Source organism: Thalassolituus sp. UBA2009 (assembly GCF_002335285.1).
Taxonomy (GTDB): domain Bacteria; phylum Pseudomonadota; class Gammaproteobacteria; order Pseudomonadales; family Oceanobacteraceae; genus Venatoribacter; species Venatoribacter alkanivorans.
Window position 1 is genome coordinate 51496 of sequence record NZ_DDCJ01000151.1, and the last position, 18076, is coordinate 69571.

An 18076-nucleotide genomic window follows, 5' to 3' on the forward strand; every position below is an offset into this window, starting at 1 on the left:
ATCGTCGCGCCTTGCCGGTAGCGCTCCGTCAGCCACGCCCGGTAGCGGCCAAACTCCGGCATCGCCTGCTGCAGACTGAAGAGAAAGCCCGGAATCACAATCAGATCGGTCTGGCGGATATCGGCAATCCCGCAGTCCGCCATCAGCTGCTGACCGGCGGAGGTCGTAACCGGCAAGCCATCAAGCGACACCTGGCTCAGCTCAAACAGCGGCTTCTCCTGACCGGAAAATAAGTTGGCGGCATAAAAGATCTCCTGCGCCATAGTCGCACTGGCCGCAGAGCATTGATCAGCCAACAGCAAAGTAACGTGCATAATGCCTCGATTGCAGATTTCGCGTGAAACAAGTCATTTATGCATATACAACGACGCCCCCGCAAGCCTTAGAGTGGCCGCCTGTTTAAGCAGTCAGGAAAATAAAGATGAATCTCTGGTTTCGATTGTTACTTATGCTGCTGCGCCGCCCGTGGCGCAAGCCGGTCGGCGGCCTGGACACCACAGTGGTGAAAATGCGCGTATGGCCACTGGATCTGGATTTTAACCGCCATGTAACCAATGGCCGTTACTTCACCATGGCCGATGTCGGGCGTATGGATTACGTGTTACGCAGCGGCGCCTACAAAGTGGCTCTGCGCCATAAAGCGTTTCCGGTTGTGGGTGATGTCTGGGGGAAATTCCGCCGTGAGCTGCGGCTGTTTGAAGCCTTTGAAATTCACAGCCGTATGCTCGGCTGGGATGATAAATGGGTCTTTGTTGAACATCGTTTTATGCGCAAAGAACGGGTTATTGGTGTGGTGATGATGCGTGGCCTGTTCCGTTCGGCAAAAGGGTTGGCCGATCCGCAGGAGTTTATCGCCGAAATGAATCTTGCTCCGCAATCACCACCGCTGCCAGACTGGCTCAGCGCCTGGTCAGAAAGTTGCGACGGCATGAGCTCCCAGCTGCGCGACGAAGAGCTCTGCTGAAAAAAACTGGCCGGGATTACCGGGCAGTCAGCGTTTCCGGCAGCATCAGGAATCTGCCTGCTGCTGCTCGAAGTTCAGCACAATAAATTCAGCAGGACGAACCAGTCGCTACTTTTACATTAACCCGCAGCCAGCCATTCAGAATATCGTCACTGGTCATGCTACTCCCCAGCCCGACCGCAACATTAAACGCATCACTGGCAGACGAGCCCTGCAGACCCCCTTCTTTCCAGATACTGGTGAGAAAACTCTCAATCATGGCTTTTACAGCATTCCAGGTGTTGGCATCGTTGGCTGCAAAAATATAACGCTTCATGCCCTCCTGAATTGAACGCTCAAGAAAAATCGCCGTGCGCCGCACCGGAATATAACGCCAGTCCTGACTGTTACCATCCAGCGTGCGGGCGCCCCAGACAAGAATGCCCTGGCCATTAAAAAAACGGATGGCGTTAATGGATCTGCCGGAAGCTTCATCAATATTCAGCTCAGCCTGTTGATGATCTGATAAGCGGATAGGTAACGCAGCTGCGCCAACGATGCTGACATTAGCTGGTGCACGCCATACGCCCTCGTTACTATCGTTAAGCACATAAATGCCAGCCATCGCCGCACTGACCGGCAAAATATTGACCTCGGTATTCAGTCTTTGCTGCAAGCTGTTATAACGCTTACTGGCATTCCGTAATGCCATATCGTGCTGACGAATCTGCGCTGCTGATGGCTCTGATAAGGCTGCGATATCCGCCAGAATGCGGCTGACTGCCGACGTACCATCAGACTCTGCATGAAGAAACGCCGCCAGTTGATGCAGATTACCGCCAAACAGATTGGTGTAATTCAGCTCGTTACTTCCCACCATCGTGGTGCCGATAAACGGATAATAGCAGGCAGCATTTTTCAGCCCGTTGCTGCCCGTGTTTTCGCGAAAATTCCGGATATCTTCGCTGTATAACAGCGGGTCAGGATTGCGCCCGCCAATGACATCGAACAGACAGAACGGATACTCCAGCTGTTCAGCCTGCAACAGCATGGCCTGCATCAGTGTTGCATTTTCTGCCACAGACAACAGTGTTGCGTCCGGACACAGGTACAGCGTCGGCTCTGATTCTTCTGCCAGAACCTGCAGTCCACGCAGCAGATCAGCCAACAGAATATTCGGATTAATAATCGCTGCCTGCGCACTGCTTAAGGGGTTTCCGCTCGGCTTACCGTAATTTCCGACCGATACAACATAAGCACTGCCACCCCCGTTTTCAAAAAACAGCCGCATACTGTTACACAGGTAATACACCGTTGCCGGGTCGGGCAGAAGTTCGTAATTATCATCTCCGCCCTGTGGGTAATACTGTACCGGCTGGAGCTCGTCCGCATGCATAAAGCGCGAGAAAAATTCTTCGTAAGATTGTACAAGCACCGCTTTATTCAGCAGTGACTGACCGTTTAATTGTGCCGCAGGCGTATAACCGATAAACGCAGGAATAGCGGTTGCACTGGGCACAACCGAATCAGGAAAGGTGTTTATCTCATTGATATAAACACCCGGGGTTTTGACTGTTGTGGTCATAGTGGCTCCGTGCGCTGCTGTCTGTCCGTGAATGACTGAGCATGCCTGAACCAGCCAGAGGGTCAAGGAAAGTTCCCACGCTCTGGCATACCTGAATGTTAACGGAGTTAATCCACAGCGTTCAGCAGGCTTTCTAACTTGCTGACGGTGTTCCAGTTTCTGGCGGTTACAGGAACCCCAAGAACTTTTTCCACACCTGCCGCCAGTTTTGAACGGCCAATACCTTCTGGCGCATACAGATAAAATACGCCGTCAGCCAACTGAAAAGATTCCGATGCCTTACTCAGAGCCTGAAGGCGTTCTGAGTCTACGGTCTTTGGCTGTGCAGCCAGAAAGAAGAAGTGCAGCACTTTGCCATCATCCACCGGGTAAGGGTTGGCAGCGATAACTGCTTGTAACTCAGCCGCGCTCAGCAACAGAATGTCCACCTCAAATCCATGCTGAGCAGCAATCAGACTACGCAGCCGCGTACTGTCTGCAGCCACAGGTTGTGCAGCGCTCTGAAAAACAACATTACCGCTCTGAATATAGGCTTTAACCTGCTGATAGCCGGCCTGTTCAAACACGGTGATCAGATCTTTCATCGGCAGAATATTTTTACCGCCGACATTAATGCCGCGTAATAACGCAATACAAGAGATCATCTGCATCCATTCCTGTTAATAATCCAACACTCCGCCTGACAATAGCGGACTTTGATGCGATTAAAAACAAAAACGGCCCGGAAGCAATCATTGCTACCGGGCCGCGGGCTGCTTGTCTGTTCCCAACAAGCATTCAGGGTGCTGAATTTTTAAATTATGCGGTCGCTCAGTTGCGGATTAAGTAATCGAAGGAACCCAGTGCAGCGGTTGCACCTGCGCCCATCGAAATAATAATCTGCTTGTACGCCACGTTGGTGCAGTCACCGGCGGCGAATACGCCCGGTACATTCGTCTGGCCATGACCGTCGATAATAATCTCGCCACGCTCAGTCAGGTTGACCGTTCCTTTCAGGAATTCGGTATTCGGTACCAGACCAATCTGTACGAAAATACCCGCCAGTTCGATCACATGGCTTTCGCCGGTATTACGGTCCTGGTATTTAATCGCCGTTACCCGCTCACCATCGCCAATCACTTCAGTGGTCATCGCCATTTTAATAATGTCGATATTGGCAGTGGCTTCGGCTTTTTTCACCAGCACCGCATCGGCACGCAGTACATCAGAAAATTCCAGTACGGTGACGTGCTCAACAAGTCCCGCCAGATCAATAGCGGCTTCAATACCGGAGTTACCACCACCGATCACCGCAACACGCTTACCTTTAAATAACGGGCCATCGCAGTGTGGGCAGAAGCATACGCCTTTGGCTTTGTATTCCTGCTCGCCGGGTACGTTCATTTCTCTCCAGCGTGCACCGGTGGCGAGAATAACGGATTTACCCGCCAGTACCGCACCGTTTTCCAGTTCAACTTCGGTTAAACCGGAATCGGTTTTGCGCACCGCCACGGCTTTCTGAGTTTTCATTACATCCACGTCGTATTCTTTAACGTGTTCTTCCAGATGAGCGACCAGCTTTGGTCCTTCGGTGTATGGCACGGAAATAAAGTTTTCGATGCCGACCGTGTCAGCAACCTGGCCACCAAAGCGCTCAGCCAGCAGACCGGTACGGATGCCTTTACGCGCGGCGTAAATTGCCGCTGAAGCTCCCGCCGGGCCACCGCCAACCACCAGCACATCAAACGGATCTTTATCGGCCAGCGCCGCCGCAGCTTTGGCATCGGCGTCGTCATCCACTTTATTGAGGATTTCCGCCAGCGTCATTTTACCGTTGGCCAGCACTTCACCATTCAGGTACAGCGAAGGAACCGCCATAATATTGCGTTCTTTCACTTCGTCCGGAAATACGCCGCCGTCGATCATGGTGGCGGTAACGTTCGGATTCAGCGCCGCCATTAAATTCACCGCCTGTACAACATCAGGACAGTTGTGGCACGACAACGATACATAGACTTCAAAATTCAGGGTGCGCGTCAGGGATTTTGCCTGATCCTGCAATGCCTGATCTTCTTTCGACGGGTGACTGCCCGCCTGTAATAAAGCCAGCACCAGCGAGGTAAACTCGTGGCCCATTGGCACACCGGCAAAGGCCACACGGGCTTCGCTGCCCGCTTTGGCAACGGTCATTACCGGAGAACGGCCACCGATTTTTTCGTTGGTCACCGTCAGGGAAATCTGATCATTCAGTTCTGCGATTTCACGCGCCAGAGTTTCCAGTTCTTTGGATTTTGGCGAATCATTAACAGACACCTGCAGTTCAATCGGATTACGCAGATTGTTCAGGTAGGTGCCTAATTGTTGTTTCATATTTGCATCAAGCATGGAAATACCGTCCGATTGAAGATTTTTAAAGCGGCTCCGGAAAACCGGAGCCGGGTATTGCAATTACAGTGTCGGCCCGCGTCCCGAAGCCGACAGCATTTGGCAAATGCCGGCCCGAAGCGTTGGCGAGGCCGACAGCGCTAGGCAAAAGCCGATGAAGAAGCGGAGCTTAGTGCGCTAAGTGAGCATTCTGAATCGGCTTTTAACAACGCGATGTCAACGCAGCCAGCTTCGATCAGATCTTGCCGACCAGATCCAGGGATGGAGCCAGCGTCGCTTCACCTTCTTTCCACTTAGCCGGGCACACTTCACCTGGGTGAGCAGCAACGTACTGAGCAGCTTTCACTTTACGCATCAGGTCGTCTGCATCACGGCCGATACCTTCAGCGGTGATTTCCATGGCCTGAATAACGCCCTGTGGATCAACCAGGAAAGTAGCGCGGTCTGCCAGGCCCTGACCTTCACGCATTACACCGAAGTTGTTGGTGATGGTGCCGGTCTGGTCGCCAACCATGTAGTAGTTGATCTTACCGATGGTTTCAGAGCTGTCGTGCCATGCTTTGTGGCAGAAGTGAGTGTCGGTAGACACAGAGAACACTTCTACGCCCAGCTTCTGCAGTTCTTCGTATTTGTCAGCCAGGTCGCCCAGTTCGGTCGGGCACACGAAAGTGAAGTCGGCTGGGTAGAAGAAGAATACTGCCCACTTGCCTTTAACATCAGCTTCAGTGATTTCTACGAACTCGCCCTGTTTAAAAGCGGTTGCTGCAAATGGTTTGATTTCAGTGTTGATCATGTGGTCTTGCTCCATAGGTTTGTGTTGGGAACAGGACCTATAGTAGGGACATGCTTCTGATTAGTTAAATTGATCTTTTCAAAGAAGGCTATTAGGTATAGCTATTGAACTGCCAGAGCGGCAGCCCGGGAATGCGGCTCCACCCTGGGTTACAGGGCAGAGCCTGAGCCTTGTCAGCGCTGGGCCGGAGCCGTACCCGCCAGTTGCGGCGGTAAAGAATCGACATGCAGCGTGCGGGTCGGGAAGGCGCAGTCGCCACCTTTCTCGTGGATGATATTCAGTACTTTCAGCAGTACATCCTGCTTGATCTCGTGGAACCTTACCCAGTCGGTGGTTTTGGTGAAGGTGTAGATAAAGAAATCCAGACTGGATTCACCAAAGCTGTTGAAGTTCACGATCATGGTCTGGTTATTATCAATTTCCGCATGTTCGCGCAGCATGGCACGAACGCCTTCCATAATTGCCGGCAGATGACGCGAATCCTGATAGCGGATACCAATGGTTTCGTAGATACGGCGGTTGGTCATGCGCGATGGGTTTTCCACCGAGATATTGGTGAACACCGAGTTCGGTACATACAGCGGACGCTTATCAAAGGTGCGGATACGGGTTACGCGAAAGCCGATATGCTCTACCGTTCCTTCGATGCTGCGGTCCGGCGAACGCACCCAGTCACCGACTTTGAACGGGCGGTCGAGATAAATAATCAGCGAGCCGAAGAAATTGGCCAGCAGATCTTTGGCGGCCATACCGACGATCAGACCACCGACACCACCAAAGGCGAGGATGCCGGAAATGGATATGCCCAACAGCTGAAAAATCGGCAGAATAATCAGAATGGTAACGCTGAGTTTGGCCACTTTACCCACCAGCTGTACCGTGGTCGGATCGATGCCATTCACAATCTGCCGTTCTTCCACGCGGTTAATCAGACGCCACAGCGCCCAGGCGGTGAGAATAATCAGCGCCAGCTGACGCACCACCGGAATACTGGAAATAATTTCAGAAGAAAAATGACCGGCGGTGATGTCGGCAATCCAGGTCGCACCAATGGCAAAAATAATCCAGCTGATGGGGACGCCAATGGCCTCCAGCACAATATCGTCCCAGCGGTTCTTGGTCGCCAGCGCCAGCTTAACCAGACGCTTGCGGGTAAAGCGCCATGCCGCACCGGCAATCAGCGTGATACTCAGGGCAATGCTGACATCCCAGAACCAGTCATAATTCTGTGAAATTAATTCGTTCCACCACTCCACGCAGAAGACTCCATTTATTCAGAAGGGAATTTTGCGCAGACAGGCAACAGCGGTTACCTGCCCGCAAACAGGTACTCAGCTCAACTGACGCTGACGCACCGCTTCAAACAGACAAATGCCGGTAGCCACCGACACGTTAACCGAGCTGACTTCGCCGGCCATCGGAATATTCACCAGATAATCGCAATGTTCACGGGTCAGACGACGCATACCCGCACCTTCAGCGCCCATAACCAGAGCCGTTGGCCCGGTAAAATCCTGCTGATAAATGCTGTGCGTTGCTTCACCGGCGGTGCCGACAATCCAGATACCGCGTTCCTGCAGTTCTTTCATGGTGCGCGCCAGATTGGTGACCTGAATATAAGGCACGGCTTCGGCTGCACCACAGGCCACCTTGGCGGCTGTTGCATTTAACGGGGCGGATTTATCTTTCGGCGCAATCACCACCTGTACACCGGCGGCGTCTGCCGTACGCAGACAGGCACCCAGATTATGCGGATCGGTAACGCCGTCCAGAATCAGAATCAGCGCATTGCCACTGATACCGTCGAGAATATCCGGCAGGTGTTTCTCGTTTTTATTCTGCACCGGCTTACGCCAGGCAATAATGCCCTGGTGATTACCTTCATCGGCCTTCTGATTCATCAGGCCTTTGTCGGCCTCACGGATATCCAGCCCCTGTTCGGCAGCCAGTTCCAGCACGCGCTGCATACGCTGGTCCTGACGGCCTTTCATCACCCACAGCTCCACCACCTGATCCGGACTGCGCTGCAATAAGGTGGTAACGGCATGCAAACCGTAAACGGCTTCTAACTTCATTGATTAATTAACCTGTTTTCTTTCCGGCCTTTTTGGCCGGTTTTTTCTTTGCGGTCTTTTTCTTTACCGCTTTTTTGCTTTCGGTTTTCTTTTTGGCGTTCAGCTTTTGCCGTTTACTCGGCTTGGGCTTTTTCTTTTTGCTTTTAGTGCCGTCAGAATCGTCAGCAGCAAAGGTTTTAGCGCCCTTGTCAGCCGTACGCTTAACACCGGCATTTTTAACGCCGCTTTTATTAGCGCCGCTTTTATTACCGCCACTTCTGGCACCATCTCCAGATTCTGTCGAGGGTGCCCGTGCTTTTTTTTGGCGGCTTGGCTCCAGCATTTCTTCGGTTACTTTGCCATCGGCCTGTTTATTACGGCGGCGCGGTAAACGCGCAGGCGTTGGCAGATCGCTGGCTTTGCTGCGTCTGGCGTTCACCGGTGCAGTGGTCAGTTCGAAATCGACTTTACGCTCGTCGAGGTTCACGTTCATGACCCTTACCCAGAGCTTATCGCCAAGGCGGAAACTGCGGCGCGTGCGCTCACCCACCAGACGGTGTTTAACCGCGTCAAAGTGGTAGTAATCGTTTGCCAGACCACTGATATGCACCAGGCCTTCGACATAGACGTCTTTTAATTCAACAAATAAGCCAAAGCCGGTAACCGCGGTAATAACCCCTTCGAATTCTTCACCGATACGGTCGCTGATAAATTCGCACTTGAGGAAATCCACCACATCACGGGTAGCATCATCGGCACGGCGCTCGGTCATCGAGCAATGCTCACCCATCACCACCATCGCTGCGGTGTCGTATGGATAGATGGTTTTCTGGGCCAGTGGCTTAGCACCGTCGGCACGTTTTACGTGTTTGCATTCGCGTTCGCTGCGGATCACGCTGCGCAGACCACGGTGCACCAGCAGATCGGGGTAACGGCGGATTGGCGAAGTAAAGTGGGTATAGGCTTTATAAGCCAGACCAAAGTGGCCTTCGTTATCCGGCTTGTAAACGGCCTGACTGAGCGAGCGCAGCAGCACGGTCTGGATTAAATGTGAATCCGGACGGTCGCCAATCTGGCTCAGCAATGCCTGATAATCTTTCGGCGACGGGTCCTGACCATGTGGCATGGATAAACCGACTTCGGCGAGGAAAGATTTCAGGTTCTCGAGTTTTTCCGCGCTCGGGCCGTTATGCACACGATACAGTGCCGGCACATCATAACGCTGGAAGAAATCGGCAGCACAAACGTTGGCCGCCAGCATGCATTCTTCAATCAGCATATGGGCCGCGTTACGTTCGGTCGGTACGATTTCCTGAATTTTACGCTCAGCATCGAACACGATACGGGTTTCGACCGAGTCGAAATCCATCGCACCACGCTCTTCACGTTTGGCGCGCAGGGTTTTATACAGGGCGTAGAGATTTTCCAGATGCGGCACAACGTCTTTGTAATGTTCACGCCAGGCATCGCCGTCGTCACCACGTTCCGGCTGCAGCATTTTCCAGACCTTGTTATAGGTCAGGCGCGCATGGGAGTGGATAACACCTTCCATAAACTGATAACCGGAAATATTACCGGCTTTGGAGATGGTCATTTCACATACCATCACCAGACGATCTACTTCCGGGTTCAGCGAGCATAAACCGTTGGACAGTTTTTCCGGCAGCATCGGTACCACAAACTCAGGGAAATACACCGAGTTGCCACGACCGTGAGCTTCAACATCCAATGCCGAACCTGCCTGTACGTAATGGGATACATCGGCAATGGCAACGTATAAACGCCAGCCACCGGTTTTGCGGTTAGGTTCGCAATAGACGGCATCGTCGAAGTCTTTGGCGTCTTCACCGTCGATGGTGACAAAAGGCAGCTGACGCAGGTCGATGCGGTTGTGTTTGTCTTTATCTTTGACCTGTTCCGGCAGTTTTTTAGCTTCTACCAGCACTGCGTCCGGCCATTCGTGCGGGATATTATGGCTGCGGATGGCAACATCAATTTCCATCCCCGGTGCCAGATGATCACCCAGCACTTCGACCACTTCACCCATAGGTAAGCCGCCGGGCTTGGGCTGCTCAACAATCTGCACCACCACAAACTGACCATGCTCAGCGCCTTTGCGGCCAACCGGCGGAATCAGGATTTCCTGCGCCACGCGTTTGTTATCCGGCTGTACGACGCCAACACCGGACTGATCGAAGTAACGGCCGACAATCTGCTGGGTATTACGCTCCAGCACTTCGACAATTTTGCCTTCGGGGCGGCCACGGCGATCGAGACCAAGAATCTGTACCGCAACGCGGTCACCGTGAAAGACTTTGCTCATCTGGCGGTTAGACAGGTACACATCATCAGCACCGTCACGCAGCACAAAGCCGTAACCATCGCGATGGCCCATCACCACACCGGTAACCAGATCGACTTTGCGCAGCGGCGCAAACTGGCTGCGACGGTTGCTGATCAGCTGGCCATCACGCGACATCGCAATCAGGCGGCGACGCAGAGCTTCTACACGGTCTTCATCGGTTTCACCCAGTGCTTCGCAGACTTCCGCGTGGGTAGCCGGGTGGCCCAGTTGCTCCAGCAATGCCAGCAGGGCATCACGGCTGGCAACCGGGTTTTCATATTTTTGCGCTTCGGCCTCGGCATTTGGGTCATGGAACGGGGCTTTTGGTGCGTTGGAATCCGTCAATGTGCGGCTCCTATAATTAATTTGCGCCCAGTATAACGGTTACACACGTATTTACAGGGCTTTAAAGTTGATTTGCGCGCTGTCGCGGCTTTTTCCGGCCTGTTGCAGGCGCTGCAGGTAATCAGCCCACAGTTCATCACGATGCGTGCACAAATGATAGAGATAACTCCAGTCATACAGACCTGAGTCATGGCCGTCGTCAAACACCAGTTTCAGGGCATAATTACCGGCCGGTTCAATACGCAGCAATACCACATCTTTTTTACCGCTCTGCAACACCTCATTGCCGACACCATGACCACGGACTTCTGCCGAAGGTGAGTGCACACGAAGAAATTCATAAGACAGCTCATAAGGCTGCTCACCATAGGTCAACTCAAGACAGTGGCTGACTTTCTTCACTTTTATTGCTTTTGGAATCACTGTTATTCCACTCCGGGAGTAAGGATAACGGGCGGATAAGATAAAGCGCGCTACACTTTTATGTAAGGCATACATGGTGTGTCGCCCAATATCAGGCTCCGGTTGTACCTGATGTAGTTTACTATCGGTGAGATTGAGCTGCCTATGAATTCTTTACGCAATATCAGTATCCGTGCCCGTTTATGGGTAATTCTCAGTGCTTCTGTAATATGTGTTCTGCTGATCCAGCTGCAAGCCATGCAACATATTTACAACACCATAAGCAAGGCGAAACAACAGGCGGTAAAACAGCAGGTCGACAGTGCATACAGCCTGATTGAGCATTATTACCAGCTCAGCCAGCAGGGAATGCCGGTAGCAGAAGCACAAACACGGGCAAAGGATGCCATCCGCGAGCTGCGTTATAACGGCAATGAATATTTCTGGGTTAACGACTCCGCGCCTGTTGTCGTCGTGCATGGCGCCAAAGCAGAGCTGGAAGGAAAAAACGTTAACGACGTTAAAGACACCAATGGCCTGTATTTGTTTCGTGAAATTGTAAAAGCGGCAAAAAGTAAACCCGAAGGCAATTACGTTAACTATTACTGGCCCAAGGCCGGTAGCTCAGATCCGGTATCCAAGGTCAGCTACGTTAAACAGTTCAGACCCTGGGACTGGATTGTCGGCACCGGTGTTTATACCGACGACGTAATGACCGCCTTCTGGCAAAGTGCCACCGGCCTTATTACCACCAGTCTGATTTTTATTATTCTGTTGATTGCCGTCATCATGCTGGTATCGAACAGCATCCGTCATCCGCTGCGGGTTATCACTCAGGCGATGGATGATATTGCCCGCGGTGAAGGCGATCTGACTCAGCGTTTACCTTCCAAAGGTCAGGACGAAATCACCAATATTGCCCAGGCCTTTAATACCTTTATTGGTCAGATTCACAAAGTTGTGAGCGAAAGTAAAACCGCCTCAGAACTGTTGGCGCAACTGACCCGTGAGATTGCCACCGTCAGCAGTGAAACACGCCGCCTCACCGACGATCAGCTGCAACAGACCGATCTTGCCGCCACAGGCTCGAATGAAATGAGCCAGACTATTCACGAAGTGGCTGGCAATGCCGAACGTGCCGCCGCCGCCGCCCGGGAAGTCGATGACAACGCCCGCCGTGGAATGAAAACCATGCAAACCACGCAGCAAAGCATTGGTAGCCTGGCCGCCGATATCCAGAGTTCCTGCGAGGTGATTCAGGGTCTGCAGAGTGAAACCGACGCTATCGGTTCGGTACTGGATGTTATCCGTGGTATCGCCGAACAAACCAACCTGCTGGCACTGAACGCCGCCATCGAAGCCGCCCGTGCCGGTGAACAGGGCCGCGGTTTTGCCGTGGTCGCCGACGAAGTACGCACCCTCGCCTCGCGCACCCAGGAATCGACTGAAGAAATTAATAAAATGATTTCCCGCCTGCAGGATCAGGCCGCCAGCGCTGTACATTCGATGGAAGAAAACGTGAAGAATTCTGAATCCACCTCTGTCACTTCACAGCAGGCACTGGACGCGATATCAACCATCAGCACAGCAGTCAGCACTATTACCGAAATGAACCTGAGCATTGCCAGTGCGGTTGAGGAACAAAGCGCCGCCGCCAACGAGATCAGCGGCAACGTTGTACGGATTGCTGAATCTTCAGGGCATATTGCCGACAATATGGTAAAAACCGATCAGTACGGACAGAAGCTGTCCGACAGCAGTGAAGCTCTGGTCAGATTAATTGAGCGCTTCAGGATTTAAATTGCGCCAAATAACGTTGCACATAAAAAAAGGAGGCCTGCAGGCCTCCTTTTTTATCCGTATCTGTGTCAGAGAATAAACTGACTCAGATCCTGATCGCGGGCCAGATCGCCCAATTGCTTCTCAACATAGGCAGCATCAATTTCAACCGCCTGAGTCATATCGGTTGCATCAAAAGATACCTGTTCCAGCAGTCGCTCCATAATGGTATGCAGACGGCGGGCACCAATATTTTCTGTGCTCTCGTTCACCTCAAAGGCAATTTCTGCCAGACGCTTGATCGCATCCTCGGTGAAGTTAATATCCAGCCCTTCGGTTTTCAGCAGCGCTTTATACTGTTCGGTCAGCGATGCTTTTGGCTCGGTCAGAATGCGCTTAAAGTCATCCGGCGTCAGCGCTTCCAGCTCCACCCGGATTGGCAGGCGGCCCTGTAATTCCGGAATCAGATCGGAAGGCTTGGACAGATGGAATGCACCGGAGGCAATAAACAGAATATGATCGGTTTTGACCATGCCGTATTTAGTGCTGACGGTGCAGCCTTCGATTAATGGCAGCAGATCACGCTGTACACCTTCACGCGAAACGTCGCCACCGGAACCACTTTCATGACGCTTGGCGACTTTATCGATCTCATCAATAAAGACGATGCCGTTCTGTTCCACCAGCTCCAGTGCACGGGCTTTCAGCTCGTCCATATTCAGCATTTTGGCGGCTTCTTCGTCGCGCAGCTGTTTGAAGGCTTCTTTGATTTTTAATTTACGTTTGTTTTTCTTTTCGCCGCCGAGGTTGGAAAACATACTCTGCAGCTGACTGGTCATTTCTTCCATGCCAGGAGGAGCCATAATTTCCACACCAACGCTGACCTGCGCCAGATCGATTTCAATCTCTTTGTCATCCAGCTGCCCTTCGCGCAGCTTTTTACGGAAAACCTGGCGCGTTGAGCTGTCTTCTGTTTTTGGTTCTTCTGTAGTGTCCCAGCTGGTTGTGCTGCTGCGCGCCGGCGGTAACAGTACATCCAGAATACGTTCTTCCGCGGCCAGTTCGGCACGGCTGGCAACCTTGACCATTTCCTGCTCACGCAGCAGTTTCAGACCGGTTTCGGTCAGATCGCGGATAATGGATTCAACATCTTTACCGACATAACCGACTTCGGTGAATTTGGTGGCTTCAACCTTAATAAAAGGTGCATTGGCCAGCTTCGCCAGACGGCGGGCAATTTCGGTTTTACCAACACCGGTCGGGCCGATCATGAGGATATTTTTTGGCGTTACTTCATCACGCAGTTCCGGCTGCAGCTGCATACGGCGCCAGCGGTTGCGCAGCGCAATGGCAACCGAACGCTTGGCATTGTGCTGTCCGATAATATGGCGGTCGAGTTCGTGCACGATTTCGCGCGGGGTCATCTGGCTCATGGATTATTCTCCCGCCTTCAGTTCTTCGATAGTGAGGTTGCTGTTAGTAAATACGCAGATATCTGCGGCAATATTCAGACTTTTTTCGACGATTTCACGGGCGCTTAACTCGGTGTTTTCCAGCAGCGCACGGGCCGATGCCAGCGCGTAATTACCACCGGAGCCTACGCCAATCAGATCGTTTTCCGGCTGCAGCACATCGCCATTACCGGTGATGATCAGCGACGCCGTATGGTCGGCAACCGCCAGAATTGCCTCCAGCTTGCGCAGCGCACGGTCAGAACGCCACTCTTTCGCCAGCTCAACCGCAGCACGGGTCAGTTGCCCATGGTGCTTCTGCAGCTGCGCTTCAAATTTTTCAAACAGGGTAAAGGCATCGGCCGTTCCCCCGGCAAAACCGGCCAGCACCTGATCGTTGTACAAGCGCCGCACCTTACGGGCATTACCTTTCATTACGGTATTACCCAGAGAAACCTGCCCGTCACCGCCAATCACCACATCATTACCACGGCGTACGGATACAATAGTTGTCATGAAAATTTCCTGCTTTCTGATGCACGAATAACCGATATGGGGGTCGCCGCAGACAAATCAAGTCACTCCTCTGCGTAACCGCCAGAACGCGACAGGTGTTGCCAAAGACCGGGCCGGAAACGATACTCGCGCCTTTTAATGTTTATGGGGAAGTCATCATGATCATCGCCAAGGATACCGTGGTGCAGCTGCACTACAGCCTGTTCGACGAGCAGGACCAGCTGATCGAAAGCACCAATAAAGATGCCGGCGGCGAAGCCATCGCTTATCTGCACGGCCACAACAATATGATTGCCGGATTTGAACAGGCCGTTGCCGGCAAAGAAGCCGGTGAGCATATCAGCATCACCCTGACCCCGGATCAGGCCTATGGCGAGCGTCAGGCCGATGCCGTCGCACGCGTGCCGGTAAAACACCTGCAGGGCGCGAAAAACTGGAAGAAAGGCATGGTTGCCTGGGTCGAAACCGAACAGGGCACCCGTCAGGTAACCATCGTTAAAGTTGGCCGTTTTATGGCTGACGTCGATACCAACCACCCGCTGGCCGGCAAGACACTGAAGTTCGAAGTGGATGTCGTTGCTGTACGCGCTGCAACCGCCGAAGAGATTGCGCATAAGCATGCCCACGGTGCCGGTGGCCACCAGCACTAAGGCTGTTTAATCAGAGAAAACAGCCTCTGACTGAACCCAGACTGAACGGCCCGCAACGGAATTTATTGTTCCGCCACCGGCCGTTCAGCCTGTTTTTTGATCGTTAATGGCTTTCCAACCAGACGTAATATTCGTCCCGCTGGGCGTCATACCAGGTGTCACGGATACGCGCTTTTACCGTTACGCCGCTGACCTTTTCCACCGTTTCTTTATTCAGGCTGACGCTGCTGGCGTCGTTGCGCACCCGTTCCGATAAATAAGACACGCTGCTGATTTCCACGCCCTGCTGCGCGGCAAGACGCTCGCGGGCACGCTGCAATGCGCATTCTTCCTGAGCATAACGGCCTCTAATATTAAACCCGCAGGATGCCACAACGCCATTGCCCGGATTCATAATCCACGCCGGGGCACCATCCTGAACCTTAGCTCCGGCACAGCCATACTGTAATAAAACTGTGATCAATAATGCTGCTGCCAGCGCTGTATTTTTCATCTTTGACACGTCTCACATCCGCCATAATCCCGTGTGGCATTTTGCCATAGCATCCGCTATTCTCGGCACACCTTTTATAGCAGTTTACTTTTATTAAACCGCTCACTTCATTCAAGGAGAGGAAGATGAAACTTCGCGCTTTATTCGCTGTAGCGACGACCACTCTGCTGGTCGCCTGTGCTTCTAACCAACCAACTCAAGCTCCGGTAGCCAGCTGCGTATTCGCCGATGGTTCTGGTCAGGCCGCTCCTGAGTGGGTGTGTGGCGCTCCGGTTGATGGTCTGGATCTGTCTGCTGTTGGTTACGCTGACAAGTCAGCTGCCGGCCCTAACTTCATGAAGCAGATGGCTGCAACCGCTGCCCGTGTTGAACTGGCACAAACCATGAAAGTGGAAGTGCAGAACATGATCAAACAGTACGCCGAAACCACTGGTACCGGTGATTCTGAAACCGTTGATCGCGTTAATACTTCTGTAACCAAACAGATCACCAAAGAAACTCTGGTAGGTTCTAAAATCTTCCGTCAGATGCCAACCCCAAGCGGCGGTATCGTAGTTCTGGTTGGTCTGGATGCTGACACCGTTAATAAACTGGCGGAACAGGCAATCAAAACCTCTATGAACAATGAACGTGCCCTGTGGCAGAAATTCCAGGCCGAGAAGTCTTTTGACGAACTGGCTTCTGAAATTTCCAACATGCAGTAAGCGTTTAACGCTGACGCACGATCATAATAAGAAGCCGGCGTCTGCCGGCTTTTTTATGCGAGGAATCCCGATGAAATTTCCAGCAAAGCTCTCTGTTTACCTTTGTGTGTTACCAGTACTCAGTCTGTCGGCTACAGCAACAGCCGAGTCTGAATATGAACAATGGTTAAAGAAAACCCGTGGCGATTTTCAGACCTATCTGGATGAAAATGACAAAGCCTTTATTCAGTTTCTGCAGCAGAAATGGCAACCGGTTGATGTGAAACCCGCCGAGCAACGTGATCCGAAACCCAAACCGGTTGACCTGCCGGAAATTCCGGCTTCTGCCAAGCCAGATGCCAAACCGGCCGTGGATGACACGCCTAAAGTCGTCCTTCCCAAGCTGCCGCCGGTCGCAGAAGTTCCTGCGCCCAAACCACCGGCTCCGGAGCTGATCAAGCCACCACTAGCCAAGCCACCACTGACCAAGCCACCGGTTGACGACAAACCAGATGCAGAAAAGCCAACGCTGGATAAACCAGTAGCAGAAAAACCCGCGAAAAAACCACCGATCAGCGGTCCGGTGGCGCGTTTTGGTTTCTACGGAAATGCCATCGAAATTCCGTACAACGCCAAATTCAAACGCAATTTCAGCGGTAAAATTAATAACGAAAAAATTGCTTCATACTGGCAGCAGCTGGCCAGTGCTGAACACAAACCAACGGTGCAGGCACTGCAGGCTGAAGCAGAGCGTCTGGGTCTGAACGACTGGGGCAGCGCCCAGCTGTTTGATCAGTTTGCCCGCGCCCTGCATAAAGACAGTACCAGCCGTAAGCTGACCAGCTGGTTCCTGCTGGTAAAAGCCGGTTACGATGCCCGTGTCGCCTATAACGACAAAGTTCATCTGCTGCTGACATCCGAACAGGAAATGTTTGGTGTTACTTTTTTCCGCCTCGGTAATAAAAAATATTACGCCATCAATCTGAATGAAAAAGCACTGAAGCCCGGCAAAGTATTTACCTACGAAGGCCAGCATGACGAAGGCTCACGCGCCCTTGATTTCAGCCAGCCGAACCGTTTTGCCATTGGCGGCAGCGAAGAACAGCGCCAGCTGACATTTAAATACCGCGATCAGTCGTACAGCATTAAGGTGGCGTATCCGCAGCGTTTCGTCAGCTACTTCAGCAGCTATCCACAGCTGTCGTTGCCGAACTACTTCAAAGCCGGCTTACCGGCGGTGACCAGCGAATCGCTGCTCAATCAGCTGCGCCCGGTCGTCGCCGGGAAAAGTGAGCAGGAAGCGGTGAATCACCTGCTGCGCTTTGTGCAGACGGCATTCGCCTACCAGACCGACGATGAGCAGTTCCACGAGGAAAATTACCTGTTCCCGCTGGAAACCCTGCACTACCCCTACTCCGATTGCGAAGACCGCGCCGCGCTGTTTGCCTGGCTGACCGAATCGCTTTTGGGGCTGGATGTCGTGATTCTCGACTTTCCGGGACACGTTGCCACCGCCGTTGCCTTTAACGGCGGCGTGCAGGGCGATAACTGGAGCTGGCAGGGCAAGCGCTACACCATCGCCGACCCCACCTATGTGAATGCCGACGCCGGTATGACCATGCCGCAGTTTGCCGGGGTCAAACCGAAAATCATGGCCTTCTGAGCCGCCCGTTA

The 18076-nt window shown here is 52.6% G+C and carries 16 protein-coding genes and 1 pseudogene; 5 read left to right on the forward strand and 12 right to left on the reverse strand.

Annotated elements, in window-relative coordinates; all coding sequences use genetic code 11:
• A pseudogene (locus B3P58_RS18480) lies at positions 1-263 on the reverse strand (hypothetical protein); the annotation flags it as partial.
• A 158-nt stretch (positions 264-421) separates the two neighbouring features.
• Here B3P58_RS18480 and B3P58_RS18485 point away from each other — a divergent pair.
• Positions 422-964, forward strand: coding sequence for a thioesterase family protein (locus tag B3P58_RS18485; protein WP_286719592.1), 543 nt, complete (start codon positions 422-424; stop codon positions 962-964).
• Positions 965-1052: 88 nt separating this feature from the next.
• On the opposite strand, the gene B3P58_RS18490 is transcribed toward B3P58_RS18485, so the two are convergent.
• The 8 genes from B3P58_RS18490 to B3P58_RS18525 all read right to left on the reverse strand — a co-directional run bounded on the left by B3P58_RS18490 (position 1053) and on the right by B3P58_RS18525 (position 10851).
• Positions 1053-2528, reverse strand: coding sequence for a phage tail sheath family protein (locus tag B3P58_RS18490; RefSeq protein WP_286719594.1), 1476 nt, complete (start codon positions 2526-2528; stop codon positions 1053-1055).
• Positions 2529-2635: 107 nt separating this feature from the next.
• Positions 2636-3172, reverse strand: a complete 537-nt coding sequence (locus B3P58_RS18495) for a DUF1697 domain-containing protein (RefSeq protein WP_286719596.1) — start codon at positions 3170-3172, stop codon at positions 2636-2638.
• 166 nt (positions 3173-3338) lie between these two features.
• Positions 3339-4892, reverse strand: coding sequence for an alkyl hydroperoxide reductase subunit F (gene ahpF, locus B3P58_RS18500; protein WP_286719597.1), 1554 nt, complete (start codon positions 4890-4892; stop codon positions 3339-3341).
• Positions 4893-5127: 235 nt separating this feature from the next.
• The gene (gene ahpC, locus B3P58_RS18505) at positions 5128-5685 is read right to left on the reverse strand and encodes an alkyl hydroperoxide reductase subunit C (protein WP_145470856.1); all 558 of its coding nucleotides are present in this window, start codon (positions 5683-5685) and stop codon (positions 5128-5130) included.
• Positions 5686-5858: 173 nt separating this feature from the next.
• A complete protein-coding gene (locus B3P58_RS18510; protein ID WP_286719599.1) occupies positions 5859-6941 on the reverse strand; it encodes a mechanosensitive ion channel family protein in 1083 nt (360 codons plus the stop codon).
• A gap of 75 nt (positions 6942-7016) precedes the next feature.
• A complete protein-coding gene (rlmB, locus tag B3P58_RS18515) occupies positions 7017-7760 on the reverse strand; it encodes a 23S rRNA (guanosine(2251)-2'-O)-methyltransferase RlmB (RefSeq protein ID WP_225692440.1) in 744 nt (247 codons plus the stop codon).
• Between the two features lie 7 nt (positions 7761-7767).
• Positions 7768-10428 carry a ribonuclease R gene (gene rnr, locus B3P58_RS18520; RefSeq protein ID WP_286719602.1) on the reverse strand — a complete coding sequence of 887 codons (2661 nt, stop codon included), beginning with the start codon at positions 10426-10428 and terminating at the stop codon, positions 7768-7770.
• A 51-nt stretch (positions 10429-10479) separates the two neighbouring features.
• The gene (locus B3P58_RS18525) at positions 10480-10851 is read right to left on the reverse strand and encodes a gamma-butyrobetaine hydroxylase-like domain-containing protein (protein ID WP_225692438.1); all 372 of its coding nucleotides are present in this window, start codon (positions 10849-10851) and stop codon (positions 10480-10482) included.
• A 144-nt stretch (positions 10852-10995) separates the two neighbouring features.
• Between B3P58_RS18525 and B3P58_RS18530 the strand changes: the two genes are divergently transcribed.
• Positions 10996-12630 (forward strand): methyl-accepting chemotaxis protein, encoded by a 1635-nt coding sequence (locus tag B3P58_RS18530; protein ID WP_286719605.1) that lies wholly within the window; start codon positions 10996-10998, stop codon positions 12628-12630.
• Positions 12631-12698: 68 nt separating this feature from the next.
• On the opposite strand, the gene hslU is transcribed toward B3P58_RS18530, so the two are convergent.
• Complete coding sequence (hslU, locus tag B3P58_RS18535; RefSeq protein ID WP_145470844.1) at positions 12699-14042, reverse strand: ATP-dependent protease ATPase subunit HslU; 1344 nt, start codon at positions 14040-14042, stop codon at positions 12699-12701.
• Between the two features lie 3 nt (positions 14043-14045).
• Entirely contained in the window at positions 14046-14576 is a 531-nt protein-coding gene (gene hslV, locus B3P58_RS18540) for an ATP-dependent protease subunit HslV (protein WP_145470843.1), read from the reverse strand.
• Between the two features lie 158 nt (positions 14577-14734).
• On the opposite strand from hslV, the gene B3P58_RS18545 reads away from it, so the two are divergent.
• Positions 14735-15226 (forward strand): FKBP-type peptidyl-prolyl cis-trans isomerase, encoded by a 492-nt coding sequence (locus B3P58_RS18545; protein ID WP_286719609.1) that lies wholly within the window; start codon positions 14735-14737, stop codon positions 15224-15226.
• A 103-nt stretch (positions 15227-15329) separates the two neighbouring features.
• Here the strand turns inward: B3P58_RS18545 and B3P58_RS18550 are convergent, their stop codons facing one another.
• Entirely contained in the window at positions 15330-15728 is a 399-nt protein-coding gene (locus B3P58_RS18550; RefSeq protein ID WP_286719611.1) for a hypothetical protein, read from the reverse strand.
• Positions 15729-15844: 116 nt separating this feature from the next.
• Here B3P58_RS18550 and B3P58_RS18555 point away from each other — a divergent pair, with 116 nt between their 5' ends.
• Together B3P58_RS18555 and B3P58_RS18560 are read left to right on the forward strand one after the other, a co-directional pair.
• On the forward strand, positions 15845-16423 hold the full coding sequence (locus tag B3P58_RS18555) for an LPP20 family lipoprotein (protein ID WP_225692434.1): 579 nt from the start codon (positions 15845-15847) through the stop codon (positions 16421-16423).
• 70 nt (positions 16424-16493) lie between these two features.
• Positions 16494-18065 carry a hypothetical protein gene (locus B3P58_RS18560; protein ID WP_286719636.1) on the forward strand — a complete coding sequence of 524 codons (1572 nt, stop codon included), beginning with the start codon at positions 16494-16496 and terminating at the stop codon, positions 18063-18065.
• The last annotated feature ends 11 nt before the right edge of the window (positions 18066-18076 follow it).